Below are 15273 nucleotides of genomic sequence, written 5' to 3' on the forward strand. Positions count from 1 at the left end.
CTCATGGATTATTGGGCTGGATTCGGTTTTCCACAAAGGTGGGGTCGAATTCCGGTCCCTTGTTGTTTTAGGGCGCCAGCCGTGATGGTTCGCGCTGAATGAAGGAGAGCAGACGTGGCTCGTATTGCTGGCGTCAATATCCCGACGAACAAGCGCGTAATCATCGCGCTTCAGTACATCCACGGGATCGGCGAAAAGTTCGCCAAGGATATCACTGAAAAGGTCGGTATTCCGGCCGAGCGTCGGGTCAACGAGCTGACCGACGCGGAAGTCATCCAGATCCGTGAAGCTATCGACCGCGATTACATCGTGGAAGGTGATCTTCGTCGTAACGTAGCGATGAACATCAAGCGTCTTATGGACCTGGGCAACTACCGTGGTCTGCGTCATCGTCGTGGCCTTCCGGTCCGCGGTCAGCGCACCCACACCAACGCCCGTACCCGTAAGGGGCCCGCTAAGCCAATCGCTGGCAAGAAGAAGTAAGAACCCGTTCTTTCGGGTTCTTCGATGTAGCTGCCGGGGCACTCTGCTAACGGCAGCGCTGATATCGTTTAGAGGAATTACATGGCTAAGACTGAAACGGCGCGCGTTAAGCGCAAGGAACGCAAGAACATCACTTCGGGCGTTGCCCACGTGAACGCTTCGTTCAACAACACCATGATCACCATTGCTGACATGCAGGGCAACACCATCTCGTGGTCCTCGTCGGGTGTCATGGGCTTCAAGGGCTCGCGTAAGTCGACCCCATATGCGGCTCAGGTCGCTGCTGAAGATGCTGCCAAGAAGGCGCAGGAACACGGCATGAAGACCCTTGAGGTCGAAGTTCGTGGCCCAGGTTCGGGTCGTGAATCTGCTCTCCGCGCTCTGCAGGCTGCTGGCTTCAACGTCACTTCGATCCGTGACGTGACCTCGATCCCGCACAATGGCTGCCGCCCACGCAAGCGGCGCCGCGTCTAATCTAGACCGATTGAAGAGCTCCCGGCCGATTGAATGGGCCGGGAGTCTTATTGCGTTTGCGGCGGAGCGGCTCGGGCTGGGGCCGCAATTTTGAAAGGACATAACCGTGACGATCCAGAGGAACTGGCAAGAACTGATCAAGCCGACCAAGCTGGAGATTGTTTCGGGCAGCGACAACGCGCGCGTGGCCTCGGTAGTTGCCGAGCCGCTTGAGCGCGGTTACGGGCTTACCCTTGGTAATGCTCTTCGTCGCGTGCTGCTGTCGTCGCTTCAGGGCGCGGCAGTTACCGCAATCCAGATTGACGGCATCCTGCATGAATTCTCGTCGCTTCCGGGCGTGCGGGAAGACATCACCGACCTCGTCCTCAACGTGAAAGAAATCGCGTTGAAGATGGGTGGCGAAGGTCCGAAGCGTCTGGCCCTCTCCAAGCAGGGCCCAGGTGCCGTTACTGCCGGCGACATCAAGGTCACCGGTGACATCGAAGTGCTGAACCCCGAGCTGGTGATCTGCCATCTCGACGACGGCGCCGAGATCAACATCGAATTCACCGTCGACACCGGCAAGGGTTACGTTCCTGCCGACAAGAACCGCCCCGAAGACGCGCCAATCGGTTTCATTCCGGTTGACTCCCTGTTTTCGCCAGTTCGTCGCGTTAGCTACAAGGTCGATGCTACCCGTGCAGGTGAAAGCCTGGACAAGGACAAGCTGACCCTGCAGGTCGAGACCAACGGCGCGCTGTCGCCTGAAGATGCCGTGGCGTTCGCTGCGCGTATTCTGCAGGATCAGCTGTCGGTGTTCGTGAACTTCGAAGAGCCCAGCAAGGAAAAGGCACAGGATGCCGTTCCAGAACTGGCCTTCAACCCGGCTCTGCTCAAGAAGGTCGACGAGCTCGAACTTTCCGTGCGCTCGGCCAACTGCCTCAAGAACGACAATATCGTCTACATCGGCGACCTTATCCAGAAGACGGAAGCCGAGATGCTGCGGACCCCGAACTTCGGCCGCAAGTCGCTCAATGAAATCAAGGAAGTCCTGGCACAAATGGGGCTTCATCTCGGGATGGACGTGGCCAATTGGCCGCCCGAGAACATCGATGACCTCGCAAAGCGCTACGAAGATCACTACTGATCCCGCGCTGCCAAGCTTTTAGGAGACTCCCATGCGCCACGGTAATTCCGGCCGCAAGCTCAACCGAACCGCCAGCCACCGTAAGGCTATGTTCGCCAATATGTCCGCCGCGCTGATCAAGCACGAGCAGATTGTTACCACGCTTCCAAAGGCGAAGGACCTGCGTCCGATCGTCGAGAAGCTGATCACCCTCGGCAAGCGCGGCGACCTGCATGCTCGTCGCCAGGCAATCGCTCAGATGCGCGATGAAGGCCAGGTGCAGAAGCTGTTTGCCGTTCTCGGCCCACGCTACAAGGAACGCCAGGGCGGTTACATCCGCATTATGAAGGCTGGTTTCCGCTATGGCGACAACGCGCCTATGGCTGTGATCGAATTCGTCGATCGCGACGTCAATGCAAAGGGCCTCGATAGCGGTCCAGTGCAGGTTCGTGAGGACGACGAGTACGAAGCAGCGTAAGCTTCAAACTCTTCGACCAATAATTTTGGGCAGCTGCGTTCACCGCAGCTGCCCTTTTCTTTGCGCGTAATTTGGCTGGGGTGAGTGACTCTTGTTTAACGCTGGTGGCTGGTTGTTAGTCACTGGTCGGCCTCGTTAAGCGACTTCGAAAAGTCCTCGCCCTATATCTGTGACGGCGTGCGGGGACAGGGTTTTGATCTATCTTTGGTACAATCGGGATGAGCCGTTGTTGTCAGGGCACCAGGTCACCTTGATTGCAGCATTCATCGCCTTCCTGATCGCTGGGTACTTTTTGCACAGTGGGCTGGAGAAGAGCCGCTGGCCGGTTGCGACGGCGCAGGTGCTGTCTGTCGACATACGTTGCGAGATGACCAGTACCGGATATTCCCGTCGTGCCAGCTCGAGGTCGGTGTTTGTGGGTTGTGATCAGGTCGCTCAGTTCAGGCGCGATAATGCTGACCGCAGGTGGACCATGCGCCGGATTTACCAGGGTGATGTGCGGGTCACGCGGGCGGGGCAATCGGTAACGATTTCGTTGCCCTTGTCCGAGAGCGATATCGGCTCGGTGCCAAAGGTAGGCATGACGTTTGAGATGATCCAGAACCCGGCCTCCAGCAGCGAGGTGTCATTTACTGACCGAGACCTCACAGAGGTACTTGTGGGTATGTTCGTCGGTGGATTTGGGGTGTTCATGTTGCTGCTGGCGTTCTTCTGGTTCTGATAGACAACTCGCCTGCGCTGGGCTTCATTCTGGTGCAAATCACTCTTGGATTCTTCCGATGCAGTCAGGTCTTGTTCTGGTCACCGGCGCAAATGGCTTTGTCGGTAAGTGGACCGTTCTGGAGTTGCTGCGGGCCGGTTTCAGCGTGCGGGGCACCGTGCGTTCGGAGAGCCGTGCCGAGGCCGTTCGAGCCGCGGTCAGGGCGCATGTGGGGGAGGAGGCTCTATCCCGGCTGACCTTCATCCGGCTCGACCTGATGCGCGACGACCGTTGGGCCGAGGCCATGGCGGGGATCGACGCCATCGTTCATGTTGCTGCGCATCTCGTGGACGAAGAACCCAAGGACATGCAGGTCGTCGTTGGTCCGGCTCTCGAGGGCACTGAGCGGGTTTTGCGCTTCGCTGTGACATCAGGTGTAAAGCGGATCGTCATGACCTCCTCTGTCGCCACAGTGGGCTATGGGCATGGTCTGGTGGCCGGTCGGCAGACCTACGCCGAGAATGACTTCACTGATCTCGATGGTATGTATTTCAGCTGGGCCTATTGCATCGGAAAGACCATGGCCGAGCAGACCGCTTGGGCCTATGCGCGCAATGAGGATCTGGCGCTGACGACGATCCATCCAGGCGCGATCCTCGGTCCAGCACTGGACGCCGATGTCAGCACATCGCTGCAGATGGTTTCGGGGGTGCTGGATGGCTCAGCACCAGTAATGCCCAGCAACGGGTTTTCTGTGGTCGATGTGCGCGATGTGGCCGCGATGCATGTCGCGGCGCTGCAGCAGCCGGAAACTGTCGGCCAGCGCTATCTGGCGGCCTCGGACTATATCCCATTCCCCCAGGTAGGCCGGATATTGGCCGAGGCCTATCCCGAGCGAAACATCACCCAGAAGACATTGCCTGACTGGATCATCAAGCTGCTCGCGCGCTTCGGCGGTCCTATGCGGCAGATCATCAACGATATCGGCAATGAAAAGCACTATTCGCGCGACAAGGGCGAGGCGTTGTTGGGGCGTCGCTTCATATCCGGCAAGGATGCCGTTCTGGCCACTGCAGCGAGTCTGATCCGGCTAGGGCTGTTGAAGCCGAAGGTCTAGTCCTGCCGCGTCAGTCCCCACGCCTCATAGAGCCCTTCTAGTTCGCTCTGGTTGTGGCAAAAGACATGCGGCACGCCTCTGCTGCGGGCGAAGTTTCTGATGCCTTCCGCGCGGTCGCGTGTTTTCCAGAGCCAGCCGAGCATGTGGAGGCGGATCGAGTCCTGATTGCCCTCCAGCCCGCCCGCGCGTCGTCGCTGAACTACCGAGCGCAACAGATAGCGTCGCAGCCGCACGGCAAGGCTTTCATCGAGCACGATCATGCCGGTGACGCGTTCCAGACGTGGAGCCATGACCTTGGAATAGCTTCCGTCCATGATCCACGCGTCGGTCGCGACGGCGGCGTCATGCAGCTCCTTGAACGCCTCGTCGCTGCGTTCTTCCCAATTGGTATTGGGCAGATGGCGAAATTGATCGAGATGGACGACGGGGATGCCAGTGCGCCGACCAATGGCTTCCGCCAGTGTGGATTTGCCGGAGTTGGTGAGGCCAAGCACCATGATGCGTTCGCCGAGATCGGCGAGAGGCGGGATAGTGTGCATTTCAGTTCCGATATGGTTTTGAGGATCGGGGTGGAAAAGCGGTAGGGTCAGACGAAAATCCCCGCCGGAGCGGGGATCGTTGTTTGGTAGAAAACCGAGTTATTCCGGCTGCTGGTCCTTGCCGGTGTAGACTTCATCGACCCAGAACTGGTCGCGGCGGTCGAAGCCGTTGAACGGGGTCAGCGAGGCCTGGGTGTATGCACCCATCAGGCCGAACTCGATCCAGTCGTCTTCATCGATATCGGCCGGCAGGGTGAACACCTGTGGCAGCACGTCATAGCTGTCGCAGGTTGGGCCCCAGATGGTGAATTCGGAGAACTCGGCATCATTGTCATGCACGCGTGGGCCGCGCCAGACGCGGACCGGCGGGGTGAAGTGCATGAACTTGACTTCCATCAGGCTGCCATAGGCGCCGTCATTAACATAGACCGACTGGCCGCCGCGCTGATGCTTTACGCGCAGCAGGAGCGAGGTCGAGGACGTGACGAGCGCACGGCCTGGCTCGATGATGAGTTCTGGCTTGCGCTTCTCGCCGAAGTGGTCGTTCACAGCGGTCGAGATGGTCTCGAAATAATAGTCCATCGGCGGCGCTTCGCTGGTCGGGTAGGGGGCTGGATAGCCGCCGCCGATATTGAGGCGCTTCAGTTCGATGCCGGCTTCATCGACGATGCGGGCTGCCGCAGCGATATGGCGCTCATAGGCATAAGCGTCTTCGCACTGGCTGCCGACGTGGAAGCAGAGGCTTGGTGTGTAGCCCATCCGCTCGACAGCGTTGACGATTTCAGCCGCGCCCTGTTCCATGACGCCGAACTTGATGCCGAAGTCATAGGACTTGAGCGCCTTGCCGGCCTTGAAACGGGTGGTTACTTCCACGTCGCGCGATGGCGACACGACAGCGGCCAGCTGGTCGAGCTGCTGGGGATGGTCGATGGTGAAGGAGCGAACGCCGAACTCTTCGTAAGCACGGGCGATTTCGCGCTTGTTCTTGATCGGGTTGTTGTAGTGCATGACGGCACCCGGTGCGTAATCACGCACAAGTTCCATTTCGGTATTGGAGGCCACGTCGAACGCCTTGAGGCCTTCCTTGTGCAGCTGAGCGATGATGTGGGGCGATGGGTTGCACTTGACCGCGTAGGTCAGCAGCCCGTCAAAGCCCTTCTTGAACACCTTTGTGGCCTTATGCAGCTCGCGTTCGGAGAACAGGAAAGCCGGAAAATCCGGCGATTCCGCCGCAATCAGGGCAGAGGTGTTCGGGTAAACGTGCTTCGGCTCGGTGGTCATCGACGACTGGCCTTTCGGGGCTGGGAAAGCGTGAAAACGAGCGCTGCATATAGGGCCGTGTGACCCCTGGCGCAAATGATTATTTGGCCTGCAAATACGACGGGGGCGTGACGCCTTTATCGTGACAGATTCCGGGCGTTTTGGTGGGGTTGGTCGTGGGCCCCGCAGTAGGTCTAACGCAGATGCCGGAGGTTGGTTCGATGTCGACACGCTCGCTGATCATTGCTGCCGCGGTCATTGCTACTCTGGCTATTGGCGGCACGCTGGCTTTTGCGCCGTTCAACGGGCCCAGTATCGCTCAGGTCGCAGCGCCCGCACCAGCAGCTGCACCGGACACAACCCGACAGGTGCCGACCAGCGAACAGCAAACCAAACTGAGCTTTGCGCCGGTGGTGAAAGCCGTGGCACCATCGGTGGTCAATGTCTACGCCACGCGCATCGAAGCGCAGTCCACGTCGCCCTTCGCCAATGATCCGTTCTTCCAGCGCTTTTTTGGGCAGGGGCAGTTTCAGTCGAGGCCGCGCGAATCCCAGTCGCTAGGGTCCGGCGTCATCACCGAGGCGAGCGGGGTTATCCTCACCAATCGCCACGTCATCGATGGCGCCACCGATGTTCGCATCGCCCTGTCGGACGGGCGCGAGTTTCCCGTCGATATCGTGCTTGAGGACGAGCAGACCGATCTCGCCGTGCTTCGGGTTCGCGATCCGGGCAAGGTGACGTTTCCGGCGATCACTTTCGCCGATTCCGATAGCCTTGAAGTGGGCGACCTCGTCTTGGCCATCGGTAATCCGTTTGGTGTCGGCCAAACCGTCACCAGTGGCATCGTGTCCGCATTGGCGCGGACCGGCGTAGAAAGCTCCAATTACGAGTTTTTCATCCAGACCGATGCGGCGATCAATCCAGGCAATTCGGGCGGCGCGCTCGTCGATCTCGACGGACACCTTGTTGGCATCAATACCGCGATCTATTCGCAGACCGGTGGATCGGTCGGCATCGGCTTTGCCATCCCGGCCAATATGGCCCGCCTGGTGGCAGATGCCGGCGTCACCGGCACGGCGATCATCCGTCCATGGTTCGGCGCCAAGATGCAGCCGGTAACGTCCGACATTGCCGCAGGCCTCGGGATGGATGCGCCGCATGGTGCGCTGATCACCGAGACAGCGCCAAACGGTCCGGCCGCTCGCGCGGGCTTTGCCGCTGGCGACGTGATCCTCTCGGTCGATGGGATTGCGGTCGATGATCCAAGCTCGTTCAATTTCCGCCTCGCCACCAAGCCTGTGGGGCAGGTAACCCAGCTCGTCCGTCTGCGCAGCGGGGCGTCTGAGACGGTCAATTTCACCGTTGAAGCTGCCCCTGTGCCCGCCGACGACGCGATCGCCACGATTTCCGGCAATTCAGCATTCGCCGGGACCAGCGTGCGCCAGATCGATCCAGCGCTCGCTGAGGCCAAGGGGCTGTCCTACGACGCCAAGGGCGTCATCGTCACCGATGTGGCACAGGGCTCGCCGGCAGCCCAGATGGGCCTCCGGGTGGACGACGTCATCATGTCGCTCAACAACACGGCGATGGATACGGCCAAGGTCTTTTCCGCTACCGCGTCGACCCGCACGCGCACATGGCAGGTCGTGCTGCAGCGCGGCGGACAGGTTATTCGCAGCATTGTCGGTGGATAGCGGCGCGGGGCAGAGCTGGAAGGCCGGCGTGAATGGGATAAGGTCCGGCTATGGGGATGGTCATCTACATTTTTTGCGCCGTTTTTGTGCTGATGGCGGCGGCATGGGCCATCTACGTACTGCCGACGCCCGGGCCGCTTTCGGCATGGGAACTGTCGGGGGCGATCTATCCGGCCATGCTGATGTTTGCAGGCGTGCTCGGCGTGCTGCTATCCTTCTGGCTGACTGCCAAAGTCACGCTGCTGGGTTTTCGTGTCGTTCGCCGCTGGAGACGGCGATAGCAATCGGCTAGAACTCGCTCCATGTCCGATCTATTCGCCGCCGACCCCTCCGAAACCGACCGCGCGCGACCGCTGGCCGATCAGTTGCGCCCACAGACGCTCGATGACGTGATCGGGCAAACCCATTTGCTCGGCCCGGATGGCACGCTGCGCCGCATGATCGCCTCTGGCCGTCTGGGGTCCCTCATCCTCTGGGGCCCACCTGGCACCGGCAAAACCACCGTTGCGCGGCTTCTTGCCGATCAGATCGGCTATCGCTTTGAGCAGATTTCCGCGGTGTTCTCCGGGGTGGCTGACCTCAAGAAGGTCTTCGACAAAGCGCGCTTCGAGCGCCTGTCTGGCCACAAGACGCTGCTGTTCGTCGACGAGATCCACCGCTTCAACCGCGCGCAGCAGGATGGCTTTCTCCCGGTGATGGAAGACGGCACGGTCGTGCTGGTCGGCGCGACCACTGAAAATCCGTCGTTCGAGCTCAATGCCGCTTTGCTGTCGCGCAGTCAGGTGCTGCGCTTTGAATCGCTTGGGCTGGAAGATCTCGAAAATCTGGTCACGCGTGCCGAGGCGCTGACGGGTGCTGCGCTGCCATTGGAGCCCGAGGCGCGGCAGACGCTGCTGACGCTGGCTGATGGCGACGGGCGGGCACTGCTGGGCCTCGTGGAGGAGGTTCTGGCGTCTGCCAAGCCGGGCGAGACCATGGACGCCGCCACCATGCTGACGGTGATCCAGCGCCGCGCGCCGATTTACGACAAGGCGCAGGACGGCCACTACAACCTGATTTCAGCGCTGCACAAGACGATCCGGGGCTCCGACCCGGATGCCGCGCTCTACTATTTCGCGCGTATGCTCGATGCCGGTGAAGATCCGCTGTTCTTGGCGCGCCGCTTGATCCGAATGGCGTCTGAAGATATCGGGCTAGCCGATCCGCAGGCCCTGCAGATGGCAGTGGCGGCCCGCGATTCCTATCAGATGCTCGGTTCGCCCGAGGGCGAACTGGCACTAGCGCAGGTGGTGGTCTATCTGGCGCTCGCGCCGAAATCTAACGCCGTCTACACGGCGTTCAAGGCGGCGATGAGCCTTGCGAAGGCGACTGGCTCGCCGATGCCGCCCATGGTCATCCTCAACGCCCCAACCAAGCTCATGAAGGGCTCGGGTTATGGCGATGGCTATATCTATGACCACGACACCCCCGAGGCCTTTTCGGGGCAGGAGTACTTTCCCGAAAAGCTGGGACGGCAAAAATTCTACGAGCCGGTCGAGCGTGGTTTCGAACGCGATCTCAAGAAGCGCGTCGAGTACTTCGAGCGGTTGCGCGCCGCCAAGCGCGAGCAGGACTAGCTAGAGCGACTGGTGCCAGACACCTGCCTTGCCCTCGCCAAAACCGTAGTCGTAGAGTTGCTGCAGCCATAGCTTGTCGCCCAACAGGCTCTCGGCTTCCGGATAGTCGCCGGGAATAGCAGTGAGCTGGAACGTCATGTCGCTGCGGCGCGCGATATTGGCCAGTTGTTCGAGATTGGCGCGGCCGAGATATTTCAACATGGTCGGCACGGCGCGCTGCAGCAGGTCGAGGCTGGCAAGCTTGGTGCTCGTGGCCGGTTGCGGATCGACCACGCCGTTGAAGATCACAAAGAGCTTGCGGTTGCCGTAGCTGGACCGCGGGCCGGCCGGCATGAGCAGGACCTGCTGGGTCACGCCGCCATCGACATGCAGCTCGCTGATCTGCTGCCCACCGGCTTGAGCGTCGATCAGGATGGGCGGAAACACGCCTGGCACTGCCGTCGACGCCAGAATGATCCGGTGCACGAGATCGAGCTTGTTGGGAATGTTGCTGATGGCGATGGCGCCAATGTCCCAGATCACCGGGCGCTGCGCATCCATATTGGTGGTGCCGACATAGAGGCGGCGGCCATCGCGGTGCCCGGCAGCAATCGCGTCAAGCGCCTGCTGGTCGATCAGCGAGCGGATCGCGGACAGCACGATTTTGTTGTCGAGGATCGACGGCGCGCCAAACAGTGCCGACACGAAATTGACGTTGAGACCCTTTTGCTGGGTAATGCTGGAGAACACCGTCCTGAGACGCTCGTCATATTGCGGGCCGATGAAGGCGAGGGGCGCGATCATGGCGCCAACGCTGATGCCGGTGACGACTTCAAATTCGGGGCGGGTGCCCTTGGCCGTCCAGCCTACGAGGAAGCCTGCGCCATAGGCGCCGTTGATGCCGCCGCCCGAAAGGGTCAGGTAGTCGACAACGCCGTCGTGGCCCGGCTTTACCTTGGCGTGAAGGGCGAGGAACGCATCGTCATCACCCCAGTAACGGATGGTTTGGTCTGCGGGGATAATCGCCTCAACTGCCAAGTTAGAGGCATGAGGAGCGCGTTTGAGCGTGGGGACACAGGCTATCAGAGCAAGTGACAATGCGACAACCGCACCAAAGCGGAACATGGTATTGGCCTGCACGACGACTCCCCTGAAATTTCGCCGCAACATATGGTAACTGAGGGTAACGCAAGCCTACCGCTCTAGGAATGTTGTCCGCATGGTTGATGAACTGTTGAAATGCAAACCCTCCTGATCGTCGGAATCGGCGGCGGCCTTGGCGCCGTGGCGCGTTATGGGGCAGGGCTGCTGGTTGGCCGTTTGTGGCCGATGGGATTTCCGCTGGCGACATTGCTGATCAATATCGTCGGCTCGGTGCTGATGGGCCTATTTATGGGCGCAATAGCGCGCCAGACCGGGCCGGGCGCCGAGAATCTTCGTTTGTTTGCAGCGGTCGGTATTTTGGGCGGCTTTACGACGTTTTCGGCCTTTTCGCTGGATGCTATTCGGCTGATTGAGCGTGGCGAACTGCTGCAGGCTGGCTTCTATGTGCTGTTGTCGGTTGTGGTTTGTCTCATTGGGCTTTATCTCGGGCTTTTGGTGACCCGAGGCGTGGCATGAGTGGCGTTCAACAGCGATTGGTGAAAGACGACGAAGACGGCATGCGTGTCGATCGCTGGTTTGCCACCCATTTCCCGCAATTGGGTTTTGGGCGGCTGCAAAAGCTGATCCGCAATGGCGAAGTGAAGGTCGACAAGGCCAAGGTGACGACGAGCACGCGCTTGTCGCCCGGCCAGACCGTACGCATCCCGCCGGTAGATGATCCCGGCACGCCCAAGCCCGTTCGTGTCAACGACGAAGACGCCGATTTCCTGCGTAGCCTCATTCTTTATGAGGATGACGACATCTACGTTTTCAACAAGCCGCATGGCCTTGCCGTGCAGGGCGGTAGCGGCACCAAGCGCCATCTCGACGGCATGCTGAAAAGCCTGCCCAACAGCAAGGGCGAGGCGCCACGTCTGGTGCACCGTCTCGATCGCGACACGTCGGGCTGTCTCGTCGTCGCCAAGACGCGTCAGGCCGCCAGCCATTTCGGCACGGTGTTCCGCTCGCGTTCGGCGCGCAAAATCTACTGGGCGATCGTCGCCGGAAACCCGCATCCACAGCAGGGCGAAATCTCTTGCTTTCTCGCGCGGCAGTCCACCGCCGATGGCGAACAGATGGTTGTCGTTAAGAACGGCACGCCCGGCGCGCAGCATTCGATGAGCTATTATTCGACCACGGACACGGCCAGCCGCCGCTTTGCCTGGGTGACGCTGAAGCCGGTGACCGGCCGCACGCACCAGCTGCGCGTGCATATGGCCCAGCTTGGCACGCCGATCATTGGCGATCCGCGCTACTTCAATATCGAGAATTGGCAGGGCGCACCGGGCCTGAGCGAGGGCCTGCACTTGCATGCGCGCCGTCTGGCGATCCCGCTGCGTAACGGCAAGCGTCTCGACATTTCGGCGCCATTGCCACCGCATATGCGGGCGAGCTTTGAAACGCTGGGCTTTGACGCGGACCGTTACGATGTGACGAACGATCCGGAGGACGGCGTATGAAACTTGTCGTCTTCGACATGGATGGCACGCTGATCGATACGCACGCGCTGATATCGGAACATATGGCTGCGACCTTTGCCGGGCGCGGCCTGCCGGTGCCAACGTCGACCGAATCGCGGCGCGTCATTGGCCTGTCGCTGCCCATGGCGATGGCCACGTTGGCCAAGACCGACGATCAGGTGCTGATCGACCAATTGGTCGATGACTACCGTGCTCATTATCGCGCCGCGCTTTTGACAGATGGCAATCGCGAAGGCCTGTTTCCGGGCGCGCTGGATGCCTTGAACGAACTGCGGGCCTTGCCGGATGTGATCCTGGGGATCGCGACGGGCAAGGGGCTGACCGGTGTGAACCGGATTTTGGGCCTCTATGGGCTGACCAAGGATTTCGTCACGCTGCAGACGCCTGACCACAATCCATCCAAGCCACATCCGGGCATGCTGGAGCGCGCGATGCGCGAGACCGGTGCTACGCCCGAGCAGACCGTGATGATCGGCGACACGACCTTCGATATCGAAATGGGCGTGGCCGCCGGGTGCAAAACCATCGGCGTGACCTGGGGCTATCATGAGCCGCGCGAGCTGATCGCGGTGGGTGCCGACACAATGATCGACCGCTACGACCAGCTCGTCGACGCGATCAACAAACTTCTGGACTAAAAGCCATGCGCGACCAGCTCGACGACATTCAGAAAAACCTCGACGCCGGCTATGGCCGCGCGCAGCACCTCAACAAGGTCGAACTGCCCAAGCGGTTCTACAAGGATGTGGGCGTGGCGCCGGTCGATGGCGGATTCGTCGTGACGCTGGATGGTCGTCAGGTTCGCACGCCCGGCCACAAGATCCCGGTGATCGTCCCGGCCGCCACGATTGCCACGGCGATGGCTGAGGAATGGGCGGCGCAGGAAGAGTTCATCAACCCTGCGACTATGCCGACCGTTCGTCTTGTCAATTCCGCCGTCGAGAGCGGCGAAGACATGGTGCCCGCCTTCCGCGAGGAGATTATAAAGTTCGCCAGTGGCGATCTGATGCTCTATCGCGCCGAGACGCCGCAGGAGCTGGTGTCCGAGCAGGAACTGGCCTGGGACAAGGCGTTGGTGACGCTGGCACGTCATTTTGGCGTGAGCTTCCAGCCGACCGTGGGGATTATCCACCAGTCGCAACCAAAGCCGACCCTGGATCGCCTGGCCGAAGTGCTCGAGACCGAAGGCCTGCTGACGCTCACCGCGCTTGTGTCCATCACCGGCCTGACGGGTTCGGGGCTTCTGGCAATCGGCCTGTGGCACAAACTGTTTTCGCCCGACCAGGTGTGGCACGCTGCCCATGTGGACGAGGACTATCAGATTGCCCAGTGGGGGCAGGACGAGGAAGCCGCTGATCGTCGCGCCATGCGTCGGGTTGAGTTCGACACCGCCGTCGCCGTGCTGGATGCACTGCGCAGCTAGGCCGGTTTGGCCGCCGTGGCGATAACCCAGGCGGCCGTCTCCGGCGAAATCTCCTGCAGCGGATCGAGCACGAAGGCGCGCTCATGCGCATAGGGGTGTGGCAGGTTCAGGCGCGGTGACCGGAGTTCGACCCGCTCATAGGCGATGATGTCGATATCGATCAGCCGCGGCCCCCAGACTTCGTCGCGCACGCGGCCCATGGCCAATTCTATACCAAGCACCACATCGAGCAGTTCCTGCGGTCCGAGACTGGTTTGCACCGCTATTGCCATATTGGCGAAGTCGGGTTGATCGGTCTTGCCCCAAGCCTTGGTGGTGAGCACTGTGGATTGCGCCTCCACCGAAATCTCAGGATGCGCGCCGATGCGGCGCACGGCTTCAGCCAATTGTTCCGACGGGCTGCCGATATTGGCGCCAAGGCTCAGCCAGGCACTGGCCATCAGGCAGTCGGGCGCTGGCGATGCAGCTCGATAGCGGCTTCGCCGCGGACCATGGCGATTGGTGCCTCTGGCTTACGGACGCGAATGATGATCCAGTTCACGTCCTGAAACGACTGGAAGATCGCGTCGACGATGTTCTGGGCCACCGCCTCGATGAGGTGCATGCGGCGCGTGTCGAACGCGGCCTTCACCACATCGTAGATGTCGGCATACGACACAGTGCGGCCGATGCTGTCGGTAAGGGCCGGGCCGGATAGATCGACACCACATTCGAGGTCGATGAAGAATCGCTGGCCCAGCGCTTTCTCCTCAAGCATCAGGCCATGATAGCCGTAAAAGCCTAGATCTTTCAGGATGATACGGTCGCCCGTGAATGGCATGGCCATGTGTTACCTCAGCTCAGGTGGTGGACCATACAGCGTCGCCTGCGCAACGCGAAGGGCATCGCGATTGGCGCGAACGTCATGGACCCGGAAGATATGACCGCCGTTAATATAGCCCAGAACGGTGGTGGCGATGGTGCCGGCAAGGCGTTCCTCGGCGGGTACATCAAGCAGCTTGCCGATCATCGACTTGCGAGACGTGCCGACCAGCAGTGGAAAATTCGGAGGCAAGGCGGCATGCATGTTGGATAACAGATGGTAGTTCTCCTGCAGTGTTTTGCCAAACCCGAAACCGGGGTCGAGAATGAGGCGATCCAGGCTAGTGCCAGCAGCCTGCGCGATGGCTACGCTACGCTCAAAATAGGCGAGCATGTCATCAGCCAGAGGCACGCTGTGATCGCGGTCGGCCTGCCAGTGCATAGCGATCACCGGAACGTCATGCAGGGCCGCTACCTCAGCCATTTCGGGCGCGCGTTGCAGGCCATGCACGTCGTTGATGATCACCGCGCCAGCCTGGATCGCCTGATCGGCCACTAGCGGTTTGTAGGTGTCGATCGAGATCGGCGTGGTGATGCCAGCGGCGATCAGCGCATCGATCACCGGCATGACGCGGTCGAGTTCCTGCTGCACGCCAACCACTTCAGCGCCCGGGCGGGTGCTTTCGCCCCCGATATCGATGATGTCAGTGCCCTCTGCGATCATCTGGTGGGCATGGGCCACGGCGGCGGCGACGAGATTGTGTTGCCCGCCATCCGAAAAGCTATCGGGCGTGACATTGAGAATCCCCATGACGAGCGGCCTCGGGCCGAGGATCAGCGGCGGCCGATTGGGCAGGGGGATCGAATGGCTGGTGTGCATGGTCAACTCGTGAGGCACGCGCTCGTCCTTGGACGAGCTCAGCCTGTGGTCTAGCGCCTTACGGTTTTCGCGCAAGTGCGAACTTGGCCGCCATGCCCAA

At 60.7% G+C, this 15273-nt stretch carries 19 protein-coding genes; 13 read left to right on the top strand and 6 right to left on the bottom strand.

The window, feature by feature from the left end; genetic code table 11:
• The first annotated feature begins 114 nt into the window (after nucleotides 1–114).
• The 6 genes from rpsM to ABIE28_RS06120 all read left to right on the top strand — a co-directional run bounded on the left by rpsM (nucleotide 115) and on the right by ABIE28_RS06120 (nucleotide 4357).
• Nucleotides 115–483 (top strand): 30S ribosomal protein S13, encoded by a 369-nt coding sequence (gene rpsM, locus ABIE28_RS06095; protein ID WP_354061077.1) that lies wholly within the window; start codon nucleotides 115–117, stop codon nucleotides 481–483.
• A gap of 81 nt (nucleotides 484–564) precedes the next feature.
• Nucleotides 565–957 (top strand): 30S ribosomal protein S11, encoded by a 393-nt coding sequence (rpsK, locus tag ABIE28_RS06100; protein WP_354061079.1) that lies wholly within the window; start codon nucleotides 565–567, stop codon nucleotides 955–957.
• Between the two features lie 100 nt (nucleotides 958–1057).
• Nucleotides 1058–2083 carry a DNA-directed RNA polymerase subunit alpha gene (locus tag ABIE28_RS06105; RefSeq protein WP_354066412.1) on the top strand — a complete coding sequence of 342 codons (1026 nt, stop codon included), beginning with the start codon at nucleotides 1058–1060 and terminating at the stop codon, nucleotides 2081–2083.
• Nucleotides 2084–2114: 31 nt separating this feature from the next.
• Complete coding sequence (gene rplQ, locus ABIE28_RS06110; protein WP_354061081.1) at nucleotides 2115–2540, top strand: 50S ribosomal protein L17; 426 nt, start codon at nucleotides 2115–2117, stop codon at nucleotides 2538–2540.
• A gap of 193 nt (nucleotides 2541–2733) precedes the next feature.
• On the top strand, nucleotides 2734–3261 hold the full coding sequence (locus tag ABIE28_RS06115; RefSeq protein WP_354061082.1) for a hypothetical protein: 528 nt from the start codon (nucleotides 2734–2736) through the stop codon (nucleotides 3259–3261).
• A gap of 58 nt (nucleotides 3262–3319) precedes the next feature.
• Nucleotides 3320–4357 (top strand): NAD-dependent epimerase/dehydratase family protein, encoded by a 1038-nt coding sequence (locus ABIE28_RS06120; protein ID WP_354061084.1) that lies wholly within the window; start codon nucleotides 3320–3322, stop codon nucleotides 4355–4357.
• Here ABIE28_RS06120 and ABIE28_RS06125 read toward each other — a convergent pair.
• Both ABIE28_RS06125 and ABIE28_RS06130 read right to left on the bottom strand, forming a co-directional pair.
• Nucleotides 4354–4896 (bottom strand): AAA family ATPase, encoded by a 543-nt coding sequence (locus ABIE28_RS06125; protein ID WP_354061086.1) that lies wholly within the window; start codon nucleotides 4894–4896, stop codon nucleotides 4354–4356. The genes ABIE28_RS06120 and ABIE28_RS06125 overlap by 4 nt on opposite strands.
• Before the next feature lie 99 nt (nucleotides 4897–4995).
• Nucleotides 4996–6177 (bottom strand): type III PLP-dependent enzyme domain-containing protein, encoded by a 1182-nt coding sequence (locus tag ABIE28_RS06130; RefSeq protein ID WP_354061088.1) that lies wholly within the window; start codon nucleotides 6175–6177, stop codon nucleotides 4996–4998.
• A gap of 200 nt (nucleotides 6178–6377) precedes the next feature.
• Here ABIE28_RS06130 and ABIE28_RS06135 point away from each other — a divergent pair, with 200 nt between their 5' ends.
• From ABIE28_RS06135 to ABIE28_RS06145, 3 genes are read left to right on the top strand one after another with little or no spacing between them, the layout of a single operon-like run.
• Nucleotides 6378–7850: a Do family serine endopeptidase gene (locus ABIE28_RS06135; RefSeq protein ID WP_354061090.1), complete on the top strand. Its 1473-nt coding sequence runs from the start codon at nucleotides 6378–6380 to the stop codon at nucleotides 7848–7850.
• Between the two features lie 56 nt (nucleotides 7851–7906).
• Entirely contained in the window at nucleotides 7907–8131 is a 225-nt protein-coding gene (locus ABIE28_RS06140; RefSeq protein ID WP_046138398.1) for a hypothetical protein, read from the top strand.
• Nucleotides 8132–8152: 21 nt separating this feature from the next.
• Nucleotides 8153–9466, top strand: coding sequence for a replication-associated recombination protein A (locus tag ABIE28_RS06145; protein ID WP_354061092.1), 1314 nt, complete (start codon nucleotides 8153–8155; stop codon nucleotides 9464–9466).
• Here ABIE28_RS06145 and ABIE28_RS06150 read toward each other — a convergent pair whose 3' ends face one another.
• Nucleotides 9467–10585, bottom strand: coding sequence for a patatin-like phospholipase family protein (locus ABIE28_RS06150; RefSeq protein ID WP_354061094.1), 1119 nt, complete (start codon nucleotides 10583–10585; stop codon nucleotides 9467–9469).
• A 99-nt stretch (nucleotides 10586–10684) separates the two neighbouring features.
• On the opposite strand from ABIE28_RS06150, the gene crcB reads away from it, so the two are divergent.
• Genes crcB through ABIE28_RS06170 form a run of 4 tightly spaced genes read left to right on the top strand, consistent with a single transcriptional unit; the run spans nucleotide 10685 to nucleotide 13492 of the window.
• A complete protein-coding gene (gene crcB / locus ABIE28_RS06155) occupies nucleotides 10685–11065 on the top strand; it encodes a fluoride efflux transporter CrcB (protein ID WP_354061096.1) in 381 nt (126 codons plus the stop codon).
• Entirely contained in the window at nucleotides 11062–12048 is a 987-nt protein-coding gene (locus ABIE28_RS06160) for an RluA family pseudouridine synthase (protein WP_354061098.1), read from the top strand. Before crcB ends, ABIE28_RS06160 begins: the two co-directional genes overlap by 4 nt.
• Nucleotides 12045–12707 (top strand): HAD-IA family hydrolase, encoded by a 663-nt coding sequence (locus ABIE28_RS06165; RefSeq protein ID WP_354061100.1) that lies wholly within the window; start codon nucleotides 12045–12047, stop codon nucleotides 12705–12707. Before ABIE28_RS06160 ends, ABIE28_RS06165 begins: the two co-directional genes overlap by 4 nt.
• Before the next feature lie 5 nt (nucleotides 12708–12712).
• The gene (locus ABIE28_RS06170; RefSeq protein WP_354061102.1) at nucleotides 12713–13492 is read left to right on the top strand and encodes an ATP12 family chaperone protein; all 780 of its coding nucleotides are present in this window, start codon (nucleotides 12713–12715) and stop codon (nucleotides 13490–13492) included.
• Here the strand turns inward: ABIE28_RS06170 and folK are convergent.
• The 3 genes from folK to folP are packed head-to-tail and all read right to left on the bottom strand — an operon-like array spanning nucleotide 13489 to nucleotide 15173.
• A complete protein-coding gene (folK, locus tag ABIE28_RS06175) occupies nucleotides 13489–13932 on the bottom strand; it encodes a 2-amino-4-hydroxy-6-hydroxymethyldihydropteridine diphosphokinase (RefSeq protein WP_354061104.1) in 444 nt (147 codons plus the stop codon). The two genes, ABIE28_RS06170 and folK, sit on opposite strands and share 4 nt — an antisense overlap.
• The gene (folB, locus tag ABIE28_RS06180; RefSeq protein ID WP_354061105.1) at nucleotides 13932–14318 is read right to left on the bottom strand and encodes a dihydroneopterin aldolase; all 387 of its coding nucleotides are present in this window, start codon (nucleotides 14316–14318) and stop codon (nucleotides 13932–13934) included. The genes folK and folB overlap by 1 nt, the downstream gene beginning before the upstream one ends.
• A gap of 3 nt (nucleotides 14319–14321) precedes the next feature.
• A complete protein-coding gene (folP, locus tag ABIE28_RS06185) occupies nucleotides 14322–15173 on the bottom strand; it encodes a dihydropteroate synthase (protein WP_354061107.1) in 852 nt (283 codons plus the stop codon).
• Nucleotides 15174–15273: the final 100 nt, after the last annotated feature.

This window comes from Devosia sp. 2618 (assembly GCF_040546815.1).
In the GTDB taxonomy this organism is placed as follows: Bacteria; Pseudomonadota; Alphaproteobacteria; order Rhizobiales; family Devosiaceae; genus Devosia.

Bases quoted from the DNA above. Each gene is read 5' to 3' on its own strand.
- rpsK (WP_354061079.1), top strand. From the start codon at position 565: ATGGCTAAGACTGAAACGGCGCGCGTTAAGCGCAAGGAACGCAAGAAC.
- rplQ (WP_354061081.1), top strand. From the start codon at position 2,115: ATGCGCCACGGTAATTCCGGCCGCAAGCTCAACCGAACCGCCAGCCAC.
- ABIE28_RS06120 (WP_354061084.1), top strand. From the start codon at position 3,320: ATGCAGTCAGGTCTTGTTCTGGTCACCGGCGCAAATGGCTTTGTCGGT.
- ABIE28_RS06125 (WP_354061086.1), bottom strand. From the start codon at position 4,896: ATGCACACTATCCCGCCTCTCGCCGATCTCGGCGAACGCATCATGGTG.
- ABIE28_RS06130 (WP_354061088.1), bottom strand. From the start codon at position 6,177: ATGACCACCGAGCCGAAGCACGTTTACCCGAACACCTCTGCCCTGATT.
- ABIE28_RS06135 (WP_354061090.1), top strand. From the start codon at position 6,378: ATGTCGACACGCTCGCTGATCATTGCTGCCGCGGTCATTGCTACTCTG.
- ABIE28_RS06140 (WP_046138398.1), top strand. From the start codon at position 7,907: ATGGTCATCTACATTTTTTGCGCCGTTTTTGTGCTGATGGCGGCGGCA.
- ABIE28_RS06145 (WP_354061092.1), top strand. From the start codon at position 8,153: ATGTCCGATCTATTCGCCGCCGACCCCTCCGAAACCGACCGCGCGCGA.
- crcB (WP_354061096.1), top strand. From the start codon at position 10,685: ATGCAAACCCTCCTGATCGTCGGAATCGGCGGCGGCCTTGGCGCCGTG.
- ABIE28_RS06160 (WP_354061098.1), top strand. From the start codon at position 11,062: ATGAGTGGCGTTCAACAGCGATTGGTGAAAGACGACGAAGACGGCATG.
- ABIE28_RS06165 (WP_354061100.1), top strand. From the start codon at position 12,045: ATGAAACTTGTCGTCTTCGACATGGATGGCACGCTGATCGATACGCAC.
- ABIE28_RS06170 (WP_354061102.1), top strand. From the start codon at position 12,713: ATGCGCGACCAGCTCGACGACATTCAGAAAAACCTCGACGCCGGCTAT.
- folK (WP_354061104.1), bottom strand. From the start codon at position 13,932: ATGGCCAGTGCCTGGCTGAGCCTTGGCGCCAATATCGGCAGCCCGTCG.
- folB (WP_354061105.1), bottom strand. From the start codon at position 14,318: ATGGCCATGCCATTCACGGGCGACCGTATCATCCTGAAAGATCTAGGC.
- folP (WP_354061107.1), bottom strand. From the start codon at position 15,173: ATGCACACCAGCCATTCGATCCCCCTGCCCAATCGGCCGCCGCTGATC.